The organism is Candidatus Methylomirabilota bacterium (assembly GCA_035936835.1).
Taxonomy (GTDB): Bacteria; Methylomirabilota; Methylomirabilia; order Rokubacteriales; family CSP1-6; genus AR37.
In genome coordinates, this window is record DASYVT010000123.1 from 23,948 (window position 1) to 40,319 (window position 16,372).

Sequence of the window (16,372 nt, forward strand, 5' to 3'; positions counted from 1 at the left end):
TCGCATGTCGCGAAAGGTTTGGAAAAACCACGCTCACTCTACGCGCCGCGGCGAAAGAAAGTCAAGGTGGTCTCCCCGAAACGACGGCTCTTCCAGAGCGTGAGGGCACCGGGTTCGGCCGGCGGGGGCGCCTTGGTCGAATGCTGCGCCACGACGATTGCACCGGGCAGGAGGCAGTCGCCGCGCGCGAGCCGCTCGAGAGCGGGCGCCACGTCGGCCGAGGCGTAGGGCGGGTCGAGGAAGACGACGCCGAAGCGGGCGCCTTCGCGGGCGAGCGCCTCGAGCGCGCGGAGGACGTCCTGCCTGAAAGCCCTGGCGCGGCCGGTCAGGCCTAGCCGTTCGATGTTGTCCTCGAGCGCCGTCACGGCCTGCCGGTCCTGCTCCACGAAGCAGGCCGACGGCGCCCCGCGCGAGAGCGCCTCGATGCCGACGCCCCCCGCGCCGGCGAACAAGTCGAGGAAGGGCCCGGTCTCGAGATAGGGCATGAGCGTGTCGAGGCAGGCGATGCGGACCTGGTCTGCCGTCGGCCGCGTGGTCCGCCCCTTGGGCGTGGTCAGGCGCTGGCCCTTGAGCGCGCCGGCGATGACGCGCATCAGCCGATCCCCGCCAGATCGAGCTTGCCGCGCCAGCGCGCGAGGAGGGCGCCGCGCAGACCCCGGTGCTCGGATGCCATGAGCTGCGGGTCGGCGTGAACGAGGGCGAAGGCCTCGCGTCGCGCCTCCTCCAGCATGGCCCCGTCTCTCAAGAGATCGGCGACGCGGAACTCGGGCAGCCCCGACTGCCGGGTGCCGAAGAAGTCACCGGGCCCGCGCAGCTCCAGGTCGACCTCCGCGATGCGGAAGCCGTCGTTGGTCCCGGTCATGGCGGCGATTCGGCGCTGCGCGTCCTCCGAGGACGAGCCTGCGAGGAGAATGCAGTAGCTCTTCCACGACCCCCGCCCCACCCGACCGCGCAGCTGGTGGAGCTGGGAGAGCCCGAAGCGCTCGGCGTGCTCGACCAGCATCACCGCGGCGTTGGGCACGTCGATGCCGACCTCGATCACGGTGGTGGAGACGAGGACGTGGACCACGCCCTCCTTGAACTCGCGCATGACGCGCTCCTTCTCCTGGAAGCCCAGCCGCCCATGGAGAAGCCCGACCCGACGCTCCGGGAAGACCTCGCGCTGGAGACGCTCGGCCATCTCGGTGGCGGCCCTGAGATCGGAGTCCTCGGACTCCTCGACCAGCGGGCAGACGACGTAGATTTGTCGCCCTTCGCCGATCTGCTGGCGGAGGAAATCGTAAATCTCGCGGCGCTTGGACTCGCCGCGCGCGACCGTGACGACGGGCCGGCGTCCGGGCGGCAGCTCGTCGAGGACCGAGACGTCGAGGTCGCCGTACACGGTCAGCGCCAGCGTGCGCGGGATGGGCGTGGCCGTCATCACGAGGACGTCCGGGCTCTCGCCCTTGCCGCGGATCGCCGCCCGGTGTGCCACGCCGAAGCGGTGCTGCTCGTCGATCACGGCCAGCCCCAGCCGCTTGAAGCCCACACCCCCCTGCACCAGCGCGTGGGTACCGATGACGCACCCTGTCTCTCCCGTCTCCGCCGCCGCCGCGGCCGCCTGCCGCGCCTTGCCCTTGACCGCTCCCGTGAGGAGCACCACGCGCACGCCCAGCGGCTCGAGCAGTTGGGAGAGCGTGATCATGTGCTGCTCGGCCAGGATCTCGGTGGGTGCCATGAGCGCCGCCTGGTAGCCGGACTCGATCGCGGTCAGGATGGCGAGGGCTGCGACGACCGTCTTGCCCGAGCCGACATCGCCCTGGAGGAGACGGCTCATCGGATAGGGCTCGGCCATGTCGGTGCGGATCTCGCCCCACACGCGCTCCTGCGCCGCCGTCAGCGTGTAGGGCAAGGACGCCCGCAAGCGGCGCACGAGCGCGCCCGGCGGATTCATCGCGAGACCGCGGCGACGGCCCTCGCGGTGGCGGCGGATGGCGAGCCCGGTCTCGAGCAGGAAGAAGTCGTCGAAGACGAGCCTTCGGTGGGCCGCGGCCTGCTCGACCGAAGTCTCAGGGAAGTGAGCGCCCCTGATCGCCTGGGGCAGCGGCAACAAGGCGCGCCCCACCCGGACGCGGTCGGGCAGCGGATCGTCGATCTGGTCGGCCCAGCCGTCCACCAGGCGCTTCATCAGCCGCCGGAACGGCCTCTGGGTCAGCCCCTCAGTGAGCGGGTAGACCGGCACGAGGCGTCCCGTGTGGAGCATCTCGTCCGGGCCGTCCTCGACGACCTCGTAGTCCTTCACCAGCATCTGCAGCGGCCCGCGGCCGTACGGCTGGACCTTGCCGTGAACGATCAGGCGCTGGCCGCGCTTGAAGACGCGCGCAAGATACGGCTGGTTGAACCACGCGCAGTTGAGGAAGCCGCTCACGTCCCGGATCATGACGACGAGCGGCATGCGCGGGCGCCCGCGCGGGGGCGGGCTGATGCCGGCGATGGCGCCGGCGCAGGTGCGGGCCTCCCCCACTGAGACGCGCCCGAGCGGGATGATGCGGCTCCGGTCCTCGTGGCGCAGCGGCAGGTGTTGGACGAGGGCGTCCTCGATGGTGGCGAGGCCGAGCTTGGCCAGGGCCTTGGCGCGCTGCGGGCCGACGCCGGCGAGGTCTCCGAGCGCCGTCCGCGGCCCGGGCGCCGCTTCCGCCACGGTCACCGCGCTGCCGCGTCCCGGTTTCCCTCTCGCAGGGGTCAAGTCGTTGCTCCGCTCACTCGATCATGCTATAAAAAGGCCTCGCGTCCGGCAAATCAGACGCAGATCCCCTCAAGGAGTCAGCATGGCTCAGCGTTGCGACGTCTGTGGAAAGGGCCCGTCCGTCGGCCACAAAATCAGTCACGCCCACAATGTCACCAAGCGGCGCTGGCTGGCCAATCTCGTTTCGATGCGGGGCAAGATCGGGACGGCAGGCGTCGTGCAGCGACTGCGCGTCTGCACCCGCTGCCTCAAGGCCGGCAAGGTCACCAAGGTCCTGTAAGGCCCAGGTGAAAACGCGCGACGGGGGGCGTTGCCGCCCCCCGTCGGGTCCTGCTGTTGCAGCGTGGTAAACGCCGGTGGAAGGCCGCCACCTCCCACCAGCCCAAAACACTACTTCTTCTTCTTCTTGGCCGCCTTCTTCTTCTTCGCCATTTGGAAGTCACCCCCTTTCCTCTGCAATCGTACGGCTTAGTAGCAGCGCGGCTAGTGCCGCTTCCGCCCCTTCGTCGCCTTCCTCCGCTTTGCGCTCTTCTTCTTCGCCTTCTTCTTCGCCATTGGAGGGCTCACCTCCTTCCGGTCCCGCGTCTGGCCGGTCCCGCGTGTGGACGTCTAGAAACCCATGGCCTCGCGGCGGAGGTGGGCCGCCTGCTCTCGGCCCCGCCGCTCGTAGTGGTAGAGGTCCGCGTACAACTGAGGCAGGGACACGACCGGCACCCCGCTCTTCGTGATTGGCGCGTGGAAGACACCCGGGTCATAGGGCGCCAGGAGGTGGACGTTGCCCTCGTCCTCGCCGGGCCTCAGCCCAAGGGCCTTCGCCACCGGCTCGGGGTCACCCTCGATGTAGCAGTGGATGGCCGGAAAACGGACATTGGGCGCCACGAGTGCCGCGCCCGCATGGAGCGTGAACGCGAAGCGCCGATCCGCCTCTTGGGCAGCGCGGGCGAGGTCGCCGACCAGCTTCCGTGTGATCCGCTCCGGCGAGAAGTAGGTCGCGATCTCATTGAGGCGATACGTGTAAGCGTCTACCCATGCGTCGAGCAGATCGGCCGGCTTGCTCAGGTGGATACGCTGCTGCTCGCCGCGCTCGACCCACGCCAGGTCGCCCAGCCGCTTGACCACGTTGTGGGCGTGGCCGAGGCTGACCTGCGAGGCCTTCGCCAGCTCGTCGAGCCGCCAGAGACGGCCGGGATCGACGAGGAGCGTCCGGACCACTCGGGTCGCCCGGGGCGCGAAGAGGGCCTTGAGCGGGCGCGTGGACGGCCTGAGGTTGGGCTTTCCTTCCTTCTCGATCAGGACATTCCCGAAGGCGAGATAGCAATTCCCGGACAGGTCGAGGTAGCCCAGCCCATTTCGCTTGAGCAGCCCGGCCCCCTGGGGGCTGATGTACTGGGCGACGGCAACCGGGTAGGCCCCGTCAATCTCCGCGCGAAGCTCTCCCAGCCTGGTAATAGCCTCACGGATCTGCTTGGGCTGACCGACGGAAGTTACTTCTAGGAGCAAGGTCTGATCCTGGCCTCCGAGCTTGAATTTCACCAGCAGATCAGTCTTTTGGCCCTTAACCTTGGGGCCGGCAGACTCCTCCCATGCCACAGCCTTCGGGAACAGCTCCCGAAGTCGCTGGGCCGCCGATCGCCTGATTTCCTGCGTATTCTCCATGGTTTCATTGGTTGTACGATTTTCAGCGTACGCTGAAAACATACGAACAATTGAAAGTGCTGTCAAGGGAAAAGGTTCTCCCGCCGGCGCCTAGAACACCCAGGAGGTCTTCATTGGCGGGAGGGGAGCGGCCGGACGGTCGGCCGCCGGGCCGAGTCGAGAGCCAGACCGGGCTTGCTACTGGCCCTGCTCGATGCCTTCCATCGTGTCGTCGTCGAGGCCGAAGTAGTGCCCGATCTCGTGGATGACCGTGTCCCGGACAAGCTCGGCCATCTCCGCGGCGTCGGCGCAGTCTTCCTCGATGGGCCCCTGATAGATGTGGATCGTGTCGGGGAGGACGTTGCCGTACGAGGTATCGCGGTGGGTCAGGTCGATCCCGCGGTAGAGACCGTAGAGGGTCTCGGGCGGCTCGATGTCGAGCTCGCGCAGCGTCTCGTCGTCGGCCCAGTCCTCGACCACGATGGCGACGTTGGCGATCTTTTCCTTGAACCGGCGGGGCAGCGTGCGCAGGGCCCGCTCGACGAGGGCCTCGAACTCGCTGTGGGTCACAGCCCTCTGACGCGCTCGACGTTCATCACGTCCTTCACGTCCCGAATGCCCTGCATGATGCTTTGGAGCTGGTGGAGATCCTCCACCTCGATCACGAAGTGGTTGATGCCCTTGCGGTCGTCGGTGACGGTGATCTCGGCTTTGGTGATATTGCCCCGTTGCGAGGAGATGGCCGCGGTGATCTCCGCCAGGAGCCCGGGGCGGTCCCGGCCGATGTAGACGGCGATCTTGACGGGGCGCGTGGCCGGCTCCCCGCCGTCCCACTCGACCGCCAGCAGACGCTCCTTGTCGAGCACGTTCTTGACGACGGTCAGGCAGTCGCGCGCGTGCACCGTCAGCCCGCGCCCCCGCGTGATGAAGCCCACGATGCCGTCGCCCGGCACCGGCGAGCAGCACTTGCCGAAGCGCACCAGGACGTCGTCCACGCCGCGGACGCGAACGGCGCCCTCGCTCTTCCGGGCGGCCTTCTGGGGCTTGGACTCGGGCGCCTGCTCGTGGTCGCGGACCACGGCGGGAGCCAGCTTGCCCAGCACCTGGTGGACGGACGCCTTGCCGTAGCCCATCGAGGCCAGCAGGTCGTCCGCGGTGGCGTAGCCCATTTCGGCGAGGAGCTTCTTCATCTCCTCCGAGGCCAGGAGCGTGGCCGGGACCAGGCGGTACTTCTTGGCCTCGCGGTCGAAGAGCCCGCGGCCCAGCTCGAGCGAGCGGGCCCGCTCCTCGACCTTGAGCCACTGGTTGATCTTGGCCTTGGAGCGGCTGGACTTGACGATCTTGAGCCAGTCCCGGCTCGGATGCTGGGTGGGCGACGCGACCACCTCGACGATGTCGCCCTGGCGGAGCGTGTAGCGCAGCGGCACCAGCTTGCCGTTGACCTTTGCGCCGACGCAGTGATGCCCGACGTCCGTGTGGACGGCGTAGGCGAAGTCGATGGGCGTCGAGCCCTCGGGGAGCGCCTTGACGTCGCCCTTTGGCGTGAACACGTAGACCTCGTCCGGGAAGAGGTCGAACCGGACCGTGTCGAGGAACTCCTTCGGGTCCTTCATCTCCTTCTGCGATTCCATCAGCTGCCGGAGCCACGTGAAGGCCTCGTCGAAGCGGTCCCGGTCGCCCTTCTTCTCCTTGTAAAGCCAGTGGGCCGCGATGCCTTCCTCCGCCACGCGATGCATCTCCCAGGTGCGGATCTGGATCTCGACCGGATCGCCCTTGGGCCCGATGACCGTCGTGTGAAGCGACTGGTACATGTTCACCTTGGGCATCGCGATGAAGTCCTTGAAGCGGCCGGGCACGGGTTTCCAGAGGGAGTGGATGACGCCGAGGGCGCCATAGCAGTCGCGCACGGTCTTGGTCAAGACCCGCACGGCAGTCAGGTCGTAGATCTCGTCGAACTCCCGCCCGCCCTCGTGCATCTTCTTCCAGATCGAGTAGAAGTGCTTGGGCCGGCCCGCGATCTTGGACTCGATGTCGACCTCTCCGAGCTTCTCCTGGAGCAGGGCGATCAGGGAGTTGATCTCGGCCTCGCGCTCGAGCCGGCGCTTGGCCACCCGGCGCATCAGCTCCTGGTAGTCCTCCGGCTGCATCACCCGCAGCGCCAGGTCCTCGAGCTCGGCCTTGACCTTGGCCATGCCGAGCCGGTGCGCCAGCGGGGCGTAGATGTCGAGGGTCTCCTGGGCGATCTTCTTGGCCTTCTCGGGCGCCAGGTAGTCAAGCGTGCGCATGTTGTGCAGGCGGTCCGCGAGCTTGATCATCAGCACGCGCAGATCGTGGGCCATGGCCACGACCATCTTCCGGAAGTTCTCCGCCTGCCGCTCCTCTCGCGACGAGAAGGAGAGCTTGCCGATCTTGGTCACCCCGTCGACGAGCTCGGCGATTTCCGGCCCGAACTCCCGCGCCAGGTCGTCCTTGGTGGCCCGCGTATCCTCGAGCACGTCGTGCAGGAGGCCGGCGATGACCGTGGTGACGTCCATCTTGAAGTCCACGAGGAGGCCGGCGACTTCCAGTGGGTGGGAAAGGTAGGGCTCGCCCGACGCGCGCTGCTGGCCCTCGTGGCTCTTCTCGGAGAAGCGGTAGGCGCGGTTCACCAGGTCCAGGTCGGCACCCGGCTGGTACTTCGGAATCTCCTCAATCAGCGTCTGTAACTGGATCAACCCGCACCCTCCTAAGGTTGACCCGCAATTTTGCCACTGAAATCAGTATTTTGCTACGACTTTTTACCTCAGGCCTTCGCCTTGGCTGGGACCTTGCCCCCCGCTCGGGCGCGGGCCCGGCTCCAAGTCTCCCAGTCCATGACCAGGGAGGCCGCGGCGATGGAGGAGTAGGTCCCGGTCACCACCCCGACCAGGAGCGCGAAGGAGAAGTCCCTGAGCACCTCGCCTCCGAAGAGGAAGAGCACAAGGGCCGACAGGAAGACGGTGAAGGACGTCAGCACCGTCCTGGACAGGGTCTGGTTCATGGCCGTGTTGACCACCTCGGCCCAGGTCTGCCCCTTCCGGAGGCCCTTCCCGCGGCTCTCGCGGATGCGGTCGAAGACCACGATGGTGTCATTGATCGAGTAACCGACGATGGTCAGGAGGGCCGCCAGCACCGGTAGCGACATCTCCCGGTGGGTGAGCGACATGACCCCCAGCGTGACGATGATATCGTGAGCGATCGCGACCACGGAGATCGCGCCGTCGCGGTAGTGGAAACGGAATGCAACGTAGATCAGGATTCCCGCCATCCCCGCCAGGACCGCATACAGGGCCTGGAGCTGGAGGTCCCGACCCACCTGGGGTCCAACGAACTCAACGCGCCTGATCTCGACCTTGGCATCCGCCGCCTTCGCCAGCGCGTCCTGCACCTGCTTCGACAGCTGGTCGGGCTTCTCCCCGCCCTGGGGCAGGCGGATCAGGTACTCCTGGACGTCGCCGAACTGCTGGATGACCGCGCCGCCCAGCTTGATCTCGTCGAGGCCCCGCCGCACGAGGTCGACGGTGGCGGGCTTGTCGTAGCGCACCTGCACCAGGGTGCCGCCCGTGAAGTCGATACCGTAGTTGAGACCGCCGCGGAAGAGGATCGTGGCCAGGCTCAGGAGCATGAACCCGCCCGAGGCGACGTAGAACCACCGCCGCTTGCCGATGAAATCGTAGTTGGCATTGACGAAGATCTGGAGCATCTATGGGGTCTCTAGTTGGGGCCTCTAGATCGAGATGCTTTCGACGCGCCGGCCGCGCATGTAGATGAGGTCGAAGACGAGGCGCGTGAAGAACACGGCGGTGAAAAGGCTGGCGAAGATACCGATCGCCAGCGTCACGGCGAAGCCCTTCACGGGCCCCGTCCCGAACTGGTAGAGGATGGCCGCGGAAACGAGCACGGTGACGTGGGTGTCGATCACGGTGCGGAAGGCACGCGCGAATCCGGACTCGATGGCGGCGCGCACCGTCTTGCCGGACCGTAGCTCCTCCCGAATCCGCTCGAAGATGAGGATGTTGGTGTCCACGGCCATGCCGATGGTCAGGACCACGCCGGCGATGCCGGGCAGGGTCAGCGTGGCGTGGAAGCCCGCCATGGCCGCCAGCAGGATCAGGAGGTTGAGCGCGAGCGCCACGTCGGCGATGAGGCCGGAGAGGCGGTAGTAGATGAGCATGAAGAACACGACCGCGATGGCTGCGGCGGCGCTGGAGAGGATGCCCTTGCGGATCGAATCCGCGCCGAGCGAGGGCCCGACCGTGCGCTCCTCGAGGATCTGCACGGGCGCGGGCAGCGCGCCCGCGCGCAGGACGATCGCGAGGTCGGTCGCGTCCTCTGAGTTGAAGCCGCCCGTGATCTGGGCCTGGCCCGAGGGAATGCGCTCGCGGATCACCGGAGCCGAGTAGAGGTTGCCGTCGAGGACGATGGCCAGGCGCCGCCCCACGTTGGCCGAGGTCAGGTCCGCGAACAGCCGGCCGCCGGCCCCGGTCAGCTCGAGCGAGACGTAGGGCTCGCTCGTGTTCTGGTCGATCGACACGCGGGCGTTGGCGACGTCCGCGCCGGTGAGCAGGGCCTTCTTTTCCACCACGAAGGGGACCCGGCGCTCCTCCTTGGTCTCCTTGTCCACGCGGCGCTGGTAGAGGAGCTCCGAGCCCGGCGGCACCTGCCCCGCGATGGCCTGCTCGACACCGGCGCCGTCGTTGACGAGCTTGAACTCCAGGAGCGCGGTCTTGCCGATGAGCGCCTTCGCCCGCTCGGGGTCCTGCACGCCGGGGAGCTGGATGAGGATGCGGTTGTCGCCCTGCTGCTGGATGGACGGCTCGGTCACGCCGAACTGGTCGACGCGGTTGCGGATGGTCTCGAGCCCCTGCTTCACGAACCACTCGCGCTGCGCCGCCACCTCTCGGGGCCGCATCGAGAGCACGAGGCGCCCCGCGGACTGGTCGGCGTCCTTGACGTCGAAGATGGGCAGGTCCTTGAGCACGGGCTGTGCGTCGGCCCAGGCCTGCGGCGACGCCAGCTGCACGGTGAGCTCCGTGACGCCGCGGCGCTCGACGGACTTCACGCCGACGCCCTTTTTTTCCAGCGCGGCGCGCACGGTGTCGCCGGCGCGCTCCGTCTGCACCTGGAGGGCCTTGTCGATGTCCACGCCGAGCACGAGGTGGATGCCGCCCTGGAGGTCGAGGCCGAGGTTGATGGACTTCTTCGGCGGGTAGAGGTAGAAGACCGCCGCCGCCGCGACGACGGCGACGATACCGATGCGGAGCCAGAGCCGCCGCGTCATCAGGAGGAGGCGCCGCCCTCGCCCGAGGCGGGCACGATGCGCCCGATCGCCGAGCGGTCGAACTCGAGGCGCACCTGGTCGGCGACCTTGAGGGTGACGCCGTGCTCGGAGAGCTTCACCACGGTGCCGTGGAGCCCGCTCGACATCACCACGCGGTCGCCCGGCTTGACGGCGGACAGCATGGTCCCGCGCTCGCGCTTCTGCTTCTGCTGCGGCCGGATCAGGAGGAAGTAGAAGATGGCGAAGATCGCCGCGAAGAACGCCAGCTGCACCATCATTGAGCCGCTGCCCTGCCCGCTCGGCGCTTGCGCCGCGGCGTACGCGAAGTCGACCATGAGCCTCAGGCCTCCGTCTGTGTCGAAGTGGGGTCCGAACCGCCCACGGATTCTACCCCATATCGGTCCAGAAACCGAGAGCGGAATGGCCCGAACGCGCCGTCGGCAACCGCGCGCCGCATCGCCGCCATCAGACCAAGGTAGAAGGTCAGATTGTGCAGCGACAGGAGCCGGTACGCGAGGAGCTCGCGCGAGAGGAAGAGATGCCGGAGGTACGCCCGCGAGAAGCCTTGGCACGCCTCGCAGGGGCACGCGGCGTCGAGCGGCTCGGGGTCCCGCGTAAACCGCGCATGGGTGATGGTCAGCGGCCCGTCGGCAGTGAAGACCTGCCCGTTGCGGGCGTTGCGCGTCGGCAGGACGCAGTCGAAGAGATCCACGCCGCGCGCGACGGCCTCGACCAGATCGTGCGGCTTGCCCACGCCCATCAGGTAGCGCGGCCGGCCGGCCGGCAGGAGACCGGCGACGAGCTCCGCGATGTCGTAGAGGAGCGATTTCGTCTCGCCCACCGCCAGGCCCCCGATGGCGTAGCCCGGCAGGTCGTAGGCGCAGGTCGCCTCCACGGCGCGGCGCCGGAGCATCTCGTACCCGCCGCCCTGGACGATGCCGAAGAGCGCGCGTCCGTCGCCGGCCGCGGCGTGAGCCGCCACGGAGCGGCCGAGCCACCTGAGCGTCAGCGCCAGGGAGCGCTCCGTGTCGCCGAGGGGCGCCGGATGGGGCAAGCACTCGTCGAGCGGGTGGAGGATGTCCACGCCCAAGGCGTGCTGGATCTCCACACAGATTTCCGGCGTCAGGAGCCGCAGCGAGCCGTCGATGTGCGAGCGGAACTCGACGCCCTCCTCCGCGAGCCGGCGGAGCTTCGAGAGGCTGAAGACCTGGAAGCCGCCGGAGTCGGTCAGGATGGGCCCGTCCCAGGCCATGAAGCGATGGAGCCCGCCCATCTCGCGCACCAGCTCATGGCCGGGACGCAGGAAGAGGTGGTAGGTGTTGGCCAGCACGATCTGGGTGCCCGCGGCGCGCAGGTCGGCCGGGCTCACGCTCTTCACCGTGCCCTGCGTCGCGACCGGCATGAAGGCCGGAGTCTCCACCGCGCCGTGGGGCGTCGTGAGCCGCCCGGCGCGCGCGGCGCCGTCCTGCTTGAGCAGCTCGAAGCTGACCCGCGCCGTCACAGGATCAGCATGGCGTCGCCGTAGGAATAGAAGCGGTACCCGAGGGCGATGGCGTGGAGGTAGGCGTCGAGCACCCGGTCGCGGCCGGCGAAGGCTGAGACAAGGAGCAGAAGGGTCGAGCGCGGCAGGTGGAAGTTGGTGACGAGGGCGTCGACGACTCGGAAGCGATAGCCGGGGTAGATGAAGAGGTCGGCGCCGCCGCGGCCCGTGCGGACCCGGCCGGTCTCGTCGGCCGCCCACTCGAGGGTGCGCGTGGTGGTCGTGCCCACCGCTATGACCCGGCGGCCCTGGGCGCGCGCGCGATTGACGGCCTCAGCCGTCGCGGCCGGGACCAGGGCGGCCTCGGGCTCGAGCCGGTGCTGTTCGACCTCGGCCGCGCGGATCGGCCGGAAAGTCCCGGCTCCCACGTGGAGGGTGACGCGATGGATCTCGACACCCGCCGCGCGCAGGCGCTCGAGCAGCGCCGGGGTGAAGTGAAGTCCGGCAGTGGGCGCCGCCACCGAGCCCTTCTCGGTCGCATAGACTGTCTGGTAGCGCTCCCAGTCCTCCGGCTTTGGCGCATCGTGCCTCTCGATATAGGGCGGCAGCGGCGGCAGGCCGTGGCGCTCCATCAGCTCGTCGACCGGCCACGGCGCCTCGATCTCGACCGCGCGCGCGCCCAGGGCGCGGTGCTCGAGCACCGTGGCGCGCGCCGCGCCTCCCGCGAGCGTGACGCGCGCGCCGAGGCCGCAGCGCTTCCCCGGGCGGACCAGCGCCTCCCAGCGCCCGCCATCGAGCGGGCAGAGCATCAGGAGCTCCACAGGCCGTCCGTCTCCTTCGAGGGCGCCGATGAGCCGGGCCGGGATCACCCGGCTCTCATTCACGACGAGGCAGTCCCCCGCCCTGAGCCAGCGCGGCAGATCCGAGAAGCGCGCATCCTCCCGCGCCCCCCGCGCCCGATCCAGGACGAGCAGCCGCGAGGCATCCCGCGGCTCCGCGGGCTCCTGCGCGATCCTCTCGGGCGGCAGCTCATAGTCAAACAGTCCGACGTCCATGTCGTGTGAGTCTACAGTTTGCGCCGCACCAGGGCCAACCGCCGAAGACGGCGAAAAATCACGCATAGCCCGGCCGGGGCCGGGGGATGCCCCCCGAACCCCCGTGCAGTTGGGGGTGACGGGGGCGCCCCGGCCTCGGGCGGGCGGGGGTAATCTGCCGAACCAGAGAGCTACCCGATCTTTGACCCCGGAGTGACGTCGAAGTCGGAACGCAGCAGGATCACGTGCCCTGGCTCATCGAAGGCGCCGAGCACGAGCACCTCGGAGACGAACGGCCCGATCTGCTTGGGCGGGAAGTTGATCACGGCATCACGCGCCGGCCCACGAGCACAGCAGGCGCGTAGCGCTCCGTGATCTGGGCGCTCGAGCGCGCTTCACGCCCAACGGGCCGACATCGATCCAGAGCTTGAGGGCGGGCCGCCTGGCCTCGGGAAAGGGCTGGGCGTCGACGACGATGCCCACGCGCATGTCCACCCGCTCGGAATTGGCCCACGTGATCGCCATGGGGCGCTGGCCCGGCTGGACTACTTCAGCGACGAGATGCCGGTCAGCGAGGACAGCGTGGCGCCCGGATAGTAATACTGGACGATCTGGCGCGCCGTGTAGCCCTGATCGGCCATGGTCTTCGCGCTCCACTGGTCGAGGCCGACGCCGTGCCCGTAGCCGCGGCCGGCGAAGCGGGCGTAGCTCCGGTCCACCGAAACTGCGAAGAGCGTGCTCTTGAGCGTGTCGTAGCCCACGAGCCGCCTGAACTCGTTTCCGCGCAGGGTCGCCGACCCGCGCGTGCCCAAGACGGAGATGCGCGAGACGCGGAGCGATACGCTCCGCTCCAGCACCCGCAGGCCCGTGATGCTGCCTACCGAGACGCCGCCCCGCCTGAGCGCGGCCGCGAGGTCGCCGAGCGCCACGTCGAGGCTCCACGCGTGATGCGGCGAGTGCGAAGGAAATTCCACGCGCACAGGCTGGAGCGCCGGCATATTGGCGGCCGCGAACACCACGCGCGGGTCCTCCGTGTGGCCGCCGCTGTCCGTATGGTAGAAGGCGGGGAAGAGGTCACCCTCCCAGAGCAGCACCTGCCCTTCCGTGTCGAGAACCGCGGTCCACGCGGGCGAGTCGGCATTGACCCGGCCGGCGTACTGCTGGTTCGCCGTGCCGGCGACGATGTGGTACGGCTTGGCGGCGTTGAGGCGGCGGTGGTAGGCCGTGTAGGTGCGGGCGACGATGGCTTGGGCCTTGAGCATCTCGATGGGCATCTTGTCGCCCGCCTCCGCCTTCACCGCGCCGACCAGGTACTCTTCGAAGGGCAGCTCGTTGACCACGATCAGCCCCTCGGGCGCGCCCACCAGATCGATGATCCCGGCGTACGGCCGCTGCTGGAAGCGCAGCGGGGCGGCTCCTGCCGGAACGACGCGTACCCCCGGCACGCGCCGGCCGCGCCATTCGACGGCGCCGTCCTTGCGCAGGACACGGAGCGAGGTGACCGGGTCTTCGGCCATGGCGCGCCCGCTGAGATCCTGGACGAGCATCGGCGCGCCGCTCAGCTCGACGGCCGCCAGCCCCTCGCCAAGCCCCACGCGGATGTCGCCCGCGGCGTGAGCCGGAGCGGGAAGGGCGAAAACGACTGCGAAGGCTAGCGCCGGGAGAAGAGCCAGAGGAGCAGCGACAACACGACGGAGAGAAGGATGGAGGTGCCGAGCGGGAAGTACAACCGCCAGTTCTCTCGCTCGATGGAGATGTCGCCCGGCAGCCGTCCGAGCCATGGCACCTTTCCGGCGGAGTTGCCCGCCAATAGGAGGATTCCACCCAGAACTACCATCACGAGCCCCAAACCCAGAAGGATTTTCCCCAGATCGGCCACGGCGGCACGCACTAGAGCGGCAGCTGCCCCTGGCCGCCCGGCGCGGCGGGGGCGCTGATCCCGAGATGGACATAGGCCGGGGGCGTCACCTTGCGGCCGGTGGGCGTACGGATGAGGAAGCCGATCTTGAGCAGGAAGGGCTCGACCACCTCGGCCAAGGTCTCGGCCTCGTCATTGATGGTCGCCGCAATAGCCTCGAGCCCGACGGGACCGCCGCCGTACTGCTCGATGATGGCGCCGAGGAAGCGGCGGTCGAGCCTGTCGAGGCCGGCCGAGTCTACGCCCTCGCGGTCGAGCGCGTCGACGGCCCCCGCGGCCGTCACCACGCCGCTGCCCTTGACCTGGACGTAGTCTCGCACCCGGCGCAGGAGCCGGTTCGCGATCCGCGGCGTCCCGCGCGAGCGCTTCGCGATGGCGGCGGCGCCATCGGGCTCGACGTTGGCGCCCAGGATGGAGGCCGAGCGGGCGACGATGGCCTGCAGCTCTTCCAGCGAGTAGAAGTCGAGGTGGTGGAAGATGCCGAAGCGCTCCCGGAGCGGAGAGGACAGCATCCCCGGCCGCGTGGTCGCGCCCACCATGGTGAAGGGGCGTAGCGGGATGCGCATGGTCCGGGCGTTCAGACCCTTGTCCATGATGAAGTTGACCGTGAAGTCCTCCATCGCCGGGTAGAGCAGCTCCTCGACCACCGGCGGCAGCCGGTGGATCTCGTCCACGAAGAGGACGTCGCGCTCGTTGATATTGGTCAGGATGCCCATGAGGTCGCCGCCGCGCTCGAGCGACGGCCCCGCCGTCGTGACCATGGCGGCGCCCATCTCGTTGGCGAGGATGGTCGCGAGCGTGGTCTTGCCGAGGCCCGGCGGTCCCGAGAGCAGCACGTGATCGAGCGGCTCGCCGCGCTGACGCGCCGCCTCGACCGACACCCGCAGGCTCTCGACGGTCGCGCGCTGGCCCACGTACTCATCGAGCCGCTGGGGGCGCAGCTGGCGCTCGATCTGCGTCTCCTCCGGCAGGGCAATGCGGCTCATCACGCGGGCCTCGTCGGTCACGGCTTGGCTCCGCGGTAGATCTCGTCGAAGAGCTCTTCTGGCGTGACGATGCGGGGGTTGCGGCCGAGGGCCGTCGAGATCAGCTGGGCAGCCTCACTGGGCCGGTGCCCGAGCTGCTTGGTCAGGATCTCGAAGACGGCGCCGCGCAGCCCGTCCTCGTCCATGCCGCCCGGCACAGGCCCGGCGGCGCTGCCGTCTACGGGGGCTCCAGGCTGGGAGAGGGCGAACTTCGCGACCTTCGAGGACAGCTGCGCCACGATGTTCTTGGCCTTCTGGGGTCCGATGCCCGGCAGCCGCCGCAGGTACGCCTCGTCCTGGCGCGCGATGGCGGCGGCGATCTCGGCGACGGGAGCGGCCAGCGACCGGGCGGCCACGAGGGGCCCCACGTCCTTGACCGTGATGAGCTTCTCGAAGAACTCCTTGTCGAGCCCCGAGAGGAAGCCGATCAGGACCGGCGAGGGCTGGTTCTGCGTCGCGTGGTAGTGGATCTCGAGCGTCACCTCCGCGGCTCCATCGCCGTCGCTCGCCATCGCGCCCACGAGCGCGCGCTGAACCACCGGCGGCAGCACCACCTCGTAGCCCACCCCGGCGGCCTCGATCACGACGCGATCCTCGTGCTTGCGCCTGAGCCTTCCCCTGATGAGCGCTATCATTTGGGAACGGGGGCCTCGAAATGGCCCCCGTACTCCCCCCGTCGGCAGTCCTCCCGTGCGGGTCTCATCGAATGGCCCCCGTACTCCCCCCGTCGGCAGCCTCTACGTTGACCCCTCATCGGACGGCTCGCGCCCTTGGGGTGATGCCGGTCACACGGGCGAGGCCCGTGACGGCGAGACCGAGAGCGTCGGCTACGTGCGAGGGCCGCGGCAGATCCTTGAGGCCCAGCAGCGTCTGGACGCCGCGCTGGACCTGCGCCTTGCCGGCCGAGCCGCTGCCCGTCACCGCGCGCTTGACCTCCGACGGCGCCAGCGCTGTGACGCCGACGCCCAGCTGGCGGGCCGCGAGATAGATGACGCCGCGGGCGTGGCCCATGAGGATAGCGGTGCGCGGGAACTTGTACTCCGTGTAGAGGTCCTCGACCACGAGGAAGGTCGGCGTGCGCGCCTCGATGATCTGGAGCACGGCGCGGTAGATGGCGTTGAGCCGGGCCTCCAGGGGCTGGGTGCTGGCGGTCGTGATCACGCCGGCATCGAGGACGGTGACGGCGCCCGGCGCGGCCTCGAGGACCCCGAAGCCGGTGGCGACGAGCCCCGGGTCCACGCCCATCACGCGCAAGC

16 protein-coding genes and 1 pseudogene are annotated in these 16,372 nt (G+C 68.9%); 1 reads left to right on the top strand and 16 read right to left on the bottom strand.

The window, feature by feature from the left end; translation table 11 throughout:
- Positions 1–38 precede the first annotated feature (38 nt).
- Both rsmD and recG read right to left on the bottom strand, forming a co-directional pair.
- Positions 39–593 carry a 16S rRNA (guanine(966)-N(2))-methyltransferase RsmD gene (gene rsmD, locus VGV06_10350; protein ID HEV2055557.1) on the bottom strand — a complete coding sequence of 185 codons (555 nt, stop codon included), beginning with the start codon at positions 591–593 and terminating at the stop codon, positions 39–41.
- Positions 593–2,686: an ATP-dependent DNA helicase RecG gene (recG, locus tag VGV06_10355; protein ID HEV2055558.1), complete on the bottom strand. Its 2,094-nt coding sequence runs from the start codon at positions 2,684–2,686 to the stop codon at positions 593–595. Before recG ends, rsmD begins: the two co-directional genes overlap by 1 nt.
- A gap of 121 nt (positions 2,687–2,807) precedes the next feature.
- On the opposite strand from recG, the gene rpmB reads away from it, so the two are divergent.
- Positions 2,808–3,005 carry a 50S ribosomal protein L28 gene (gene rpmB, locus VGV06_10360; protein ID HEV2055559.1) on the top strand — a complete coding sequence of 66 codons (198 nt, stop codon included), beginning with the start codon at positions 2,808–2,810 and terminating at the stop codon, positions 3,003–3,005.
- Between the two features lie 329 nt (positions 3,006–3,334).
- Here rpmB and VGV06_10365 read toward each other — a convergent pair whose 3' ends face one another.
- From VGV06_10365 to VGV06_10430, 14 genes and pseudogenes are all read right to left on the bottom strand, one after another.
- On the bottom strand, positions 3,335–4,258 hold the full coding sequence (locus VGV06_10365; GenBank protein ID HEV2055560.1) for a type IV toxin-antitoxin system AbiEi family antitoxin: 924 nt from the start codon (positions 4,256–4,258) through the stop codon (positions 3,335–3,337).
- 300 nt (positions 4,259–4,558) lie between these two features.
- On the bottom strand, positions 4,559–4,930 hold the full coding sequence (locus VGV06_10370) for a metallopeptidase family protein (GenBank protein HEV2055561.1): 372 nt from the start codon (positions 4,928–4,930) through the stop codon (positions 4,559–4,561).
- Entirely contained in the window at positions 4,927–7,074 is a 2,148-nt protein-coding gene (locus VGV06_10375) for a bifunctional (p)ppGpp synthetase/guanosine-3',5'-bis(diphosphate) 3'-pyrophosphohydrolase (GenBank protein ID HEV2055562.1), read from the bottom strand. Before VGV06_10375 ends, VGV06_10370 begins: the two co-directional genes overlap by 4 nt.
- Positions 7,075–7,142: 68 nt before the next feature.
- On the bottom strand, positions 7,143–8,081 hold the full coding sequence (secF, locus tag VGV06_10380) for a protein translocase subunit SecF (GenBank protein HEV2055563.1): 939 nt from the start codon (positions 8,079–8,081) through the stop codon (positions 7,143–7,145).
- 24 nt (positions 8,082–8,105) lie between these two features.
- The gene (gene secD, locus VGV06_10385) at positions 8,106–9,659 is read right to left on the bottom strand and encodes a protein translocase subunit SecD (protein ID HEV2055564.1); all 1,554 of its coding nucleotides are present in this window, start codon (positions 9,657–9,659) and stop codon (positions 8,106–8,108) included.
- The gene (yajC, locus tag VGV06_10390) at positions 9,659–9,994 is read right to left on the bottom strand and encodes a preprotein translocase subunit YajC (protein ID HEV2055565.1); all 336 of its coding nucleotides are present in this window, start codon (positions 9,992–9,994) and stop codon (positions 9,659–9,661) included. Before yajC ends, secD begins: the two co-directional genes overlap by 1 nt.
- A gap of 5 nt (positions 9,995–9,999) precedes the next feature.
- Positions 10,000–11,160 carry a tRNA guanosine(34) transglycosylase Tgt gene (gene tgt / locus VGV06_10395; protein HEV2055566.1) on the bottom strand — a complete coding sequence of 387 codons (1,161 nt, stop codon included), beginning with the start codon at positions 11,158–11,160 and terminating at the stop codon, positions 10,000–10,002.
- Positions 11,157–12,194, bottom strand: a complete 1,038-nt coding sequence (gene queA / locus VGV06_10400; protein ID HEV2055567.1) for a tRNA preQ1(34) S-adenosylmethionine ribosyltransferase-isomerase QueA — start codon at positions 12,192–12,194, stop codon at positions 11,157–11,159. The genes tgt and queA overlap by 4 nt, the downstream gene beginning before the upstream one ends.
- Before the next feature lie 170 nt (positions 12,195–12,364).
- Positions 12,365–12,698 (bottom strand): annotated as a pseudogene (locus tag VGV06_10405) (tRNA-binding protein).
- Positions 12,699–12,718: 20 nt separating this feature from the next.
- Positions 12,719–13,768: a SpoIID/LytB domain-containing protein gene (locus VGV06_10410; protein HEV2055568.1), complete on the bottom strand. Its 1,050-nt coding sequence runs from the start codon at positions 13,766–13,768 to the stop codon at positions 12,719–12,721.
- 56 nt (positions 13,769–13,824) lie between these two features.
- The gene (locus VGV06_10415; protein ID HEV2055569.1) at positions 13,825–14,052 is read right to left on the bottom strand and encodes a DUF2905 domain-containing protein; all 228 of its coding nucleotides are present in this window, start codon (positions 14,050–14,052) and stop codon (positions 13,825–13,827) included.
- A gap of 11 nt (positions 14,053–14,063) precedes the next feature.
- Positions 14,064–15,098, bottom strand: a complete 1,035-nt coding sequence (ruvB, locus tag VGV06_10420; GenBank protein ID HEV2055570.1) for a Holliday junction branch migration DNA helicase RuvB — start codon at positions 15,096–15,098, stop codon at positions 14,064–14,066.
- Positions 15,095–15,751 (bottom strand): Holliday junction branch migration protein RuvA, encoded by a 657-nt coding sequence (gene ruvA / locus VGV06_10425; GenBank protein HEV2055571.1) that lies wholly within the window; start codon positions 15,749–15,751, stop codon positions 15,095–15,097. The genes ruvB and ruvA overlap by 4 nt, the downstream gene beginning before the upstream one ends.
- Positions 15,752–15,866: 115 nt before the next feature.
- Positions 15,867–16,355 carry a crossover junction endodeoxyribonuclease RuvC gene (locus VGV06_10430; GenBank protein ID HEV2055572.1) on the bottom strand — a complete coding sequence of 163 codons (489 nt, stop codon included), beginning with the start codon at positions 16,353–16,355 and terminating at the stop codon, positions 15,867–15,869.
- Between the last annotated feature and the right edge of the window lie 17 nt (positions 16,356–16,372).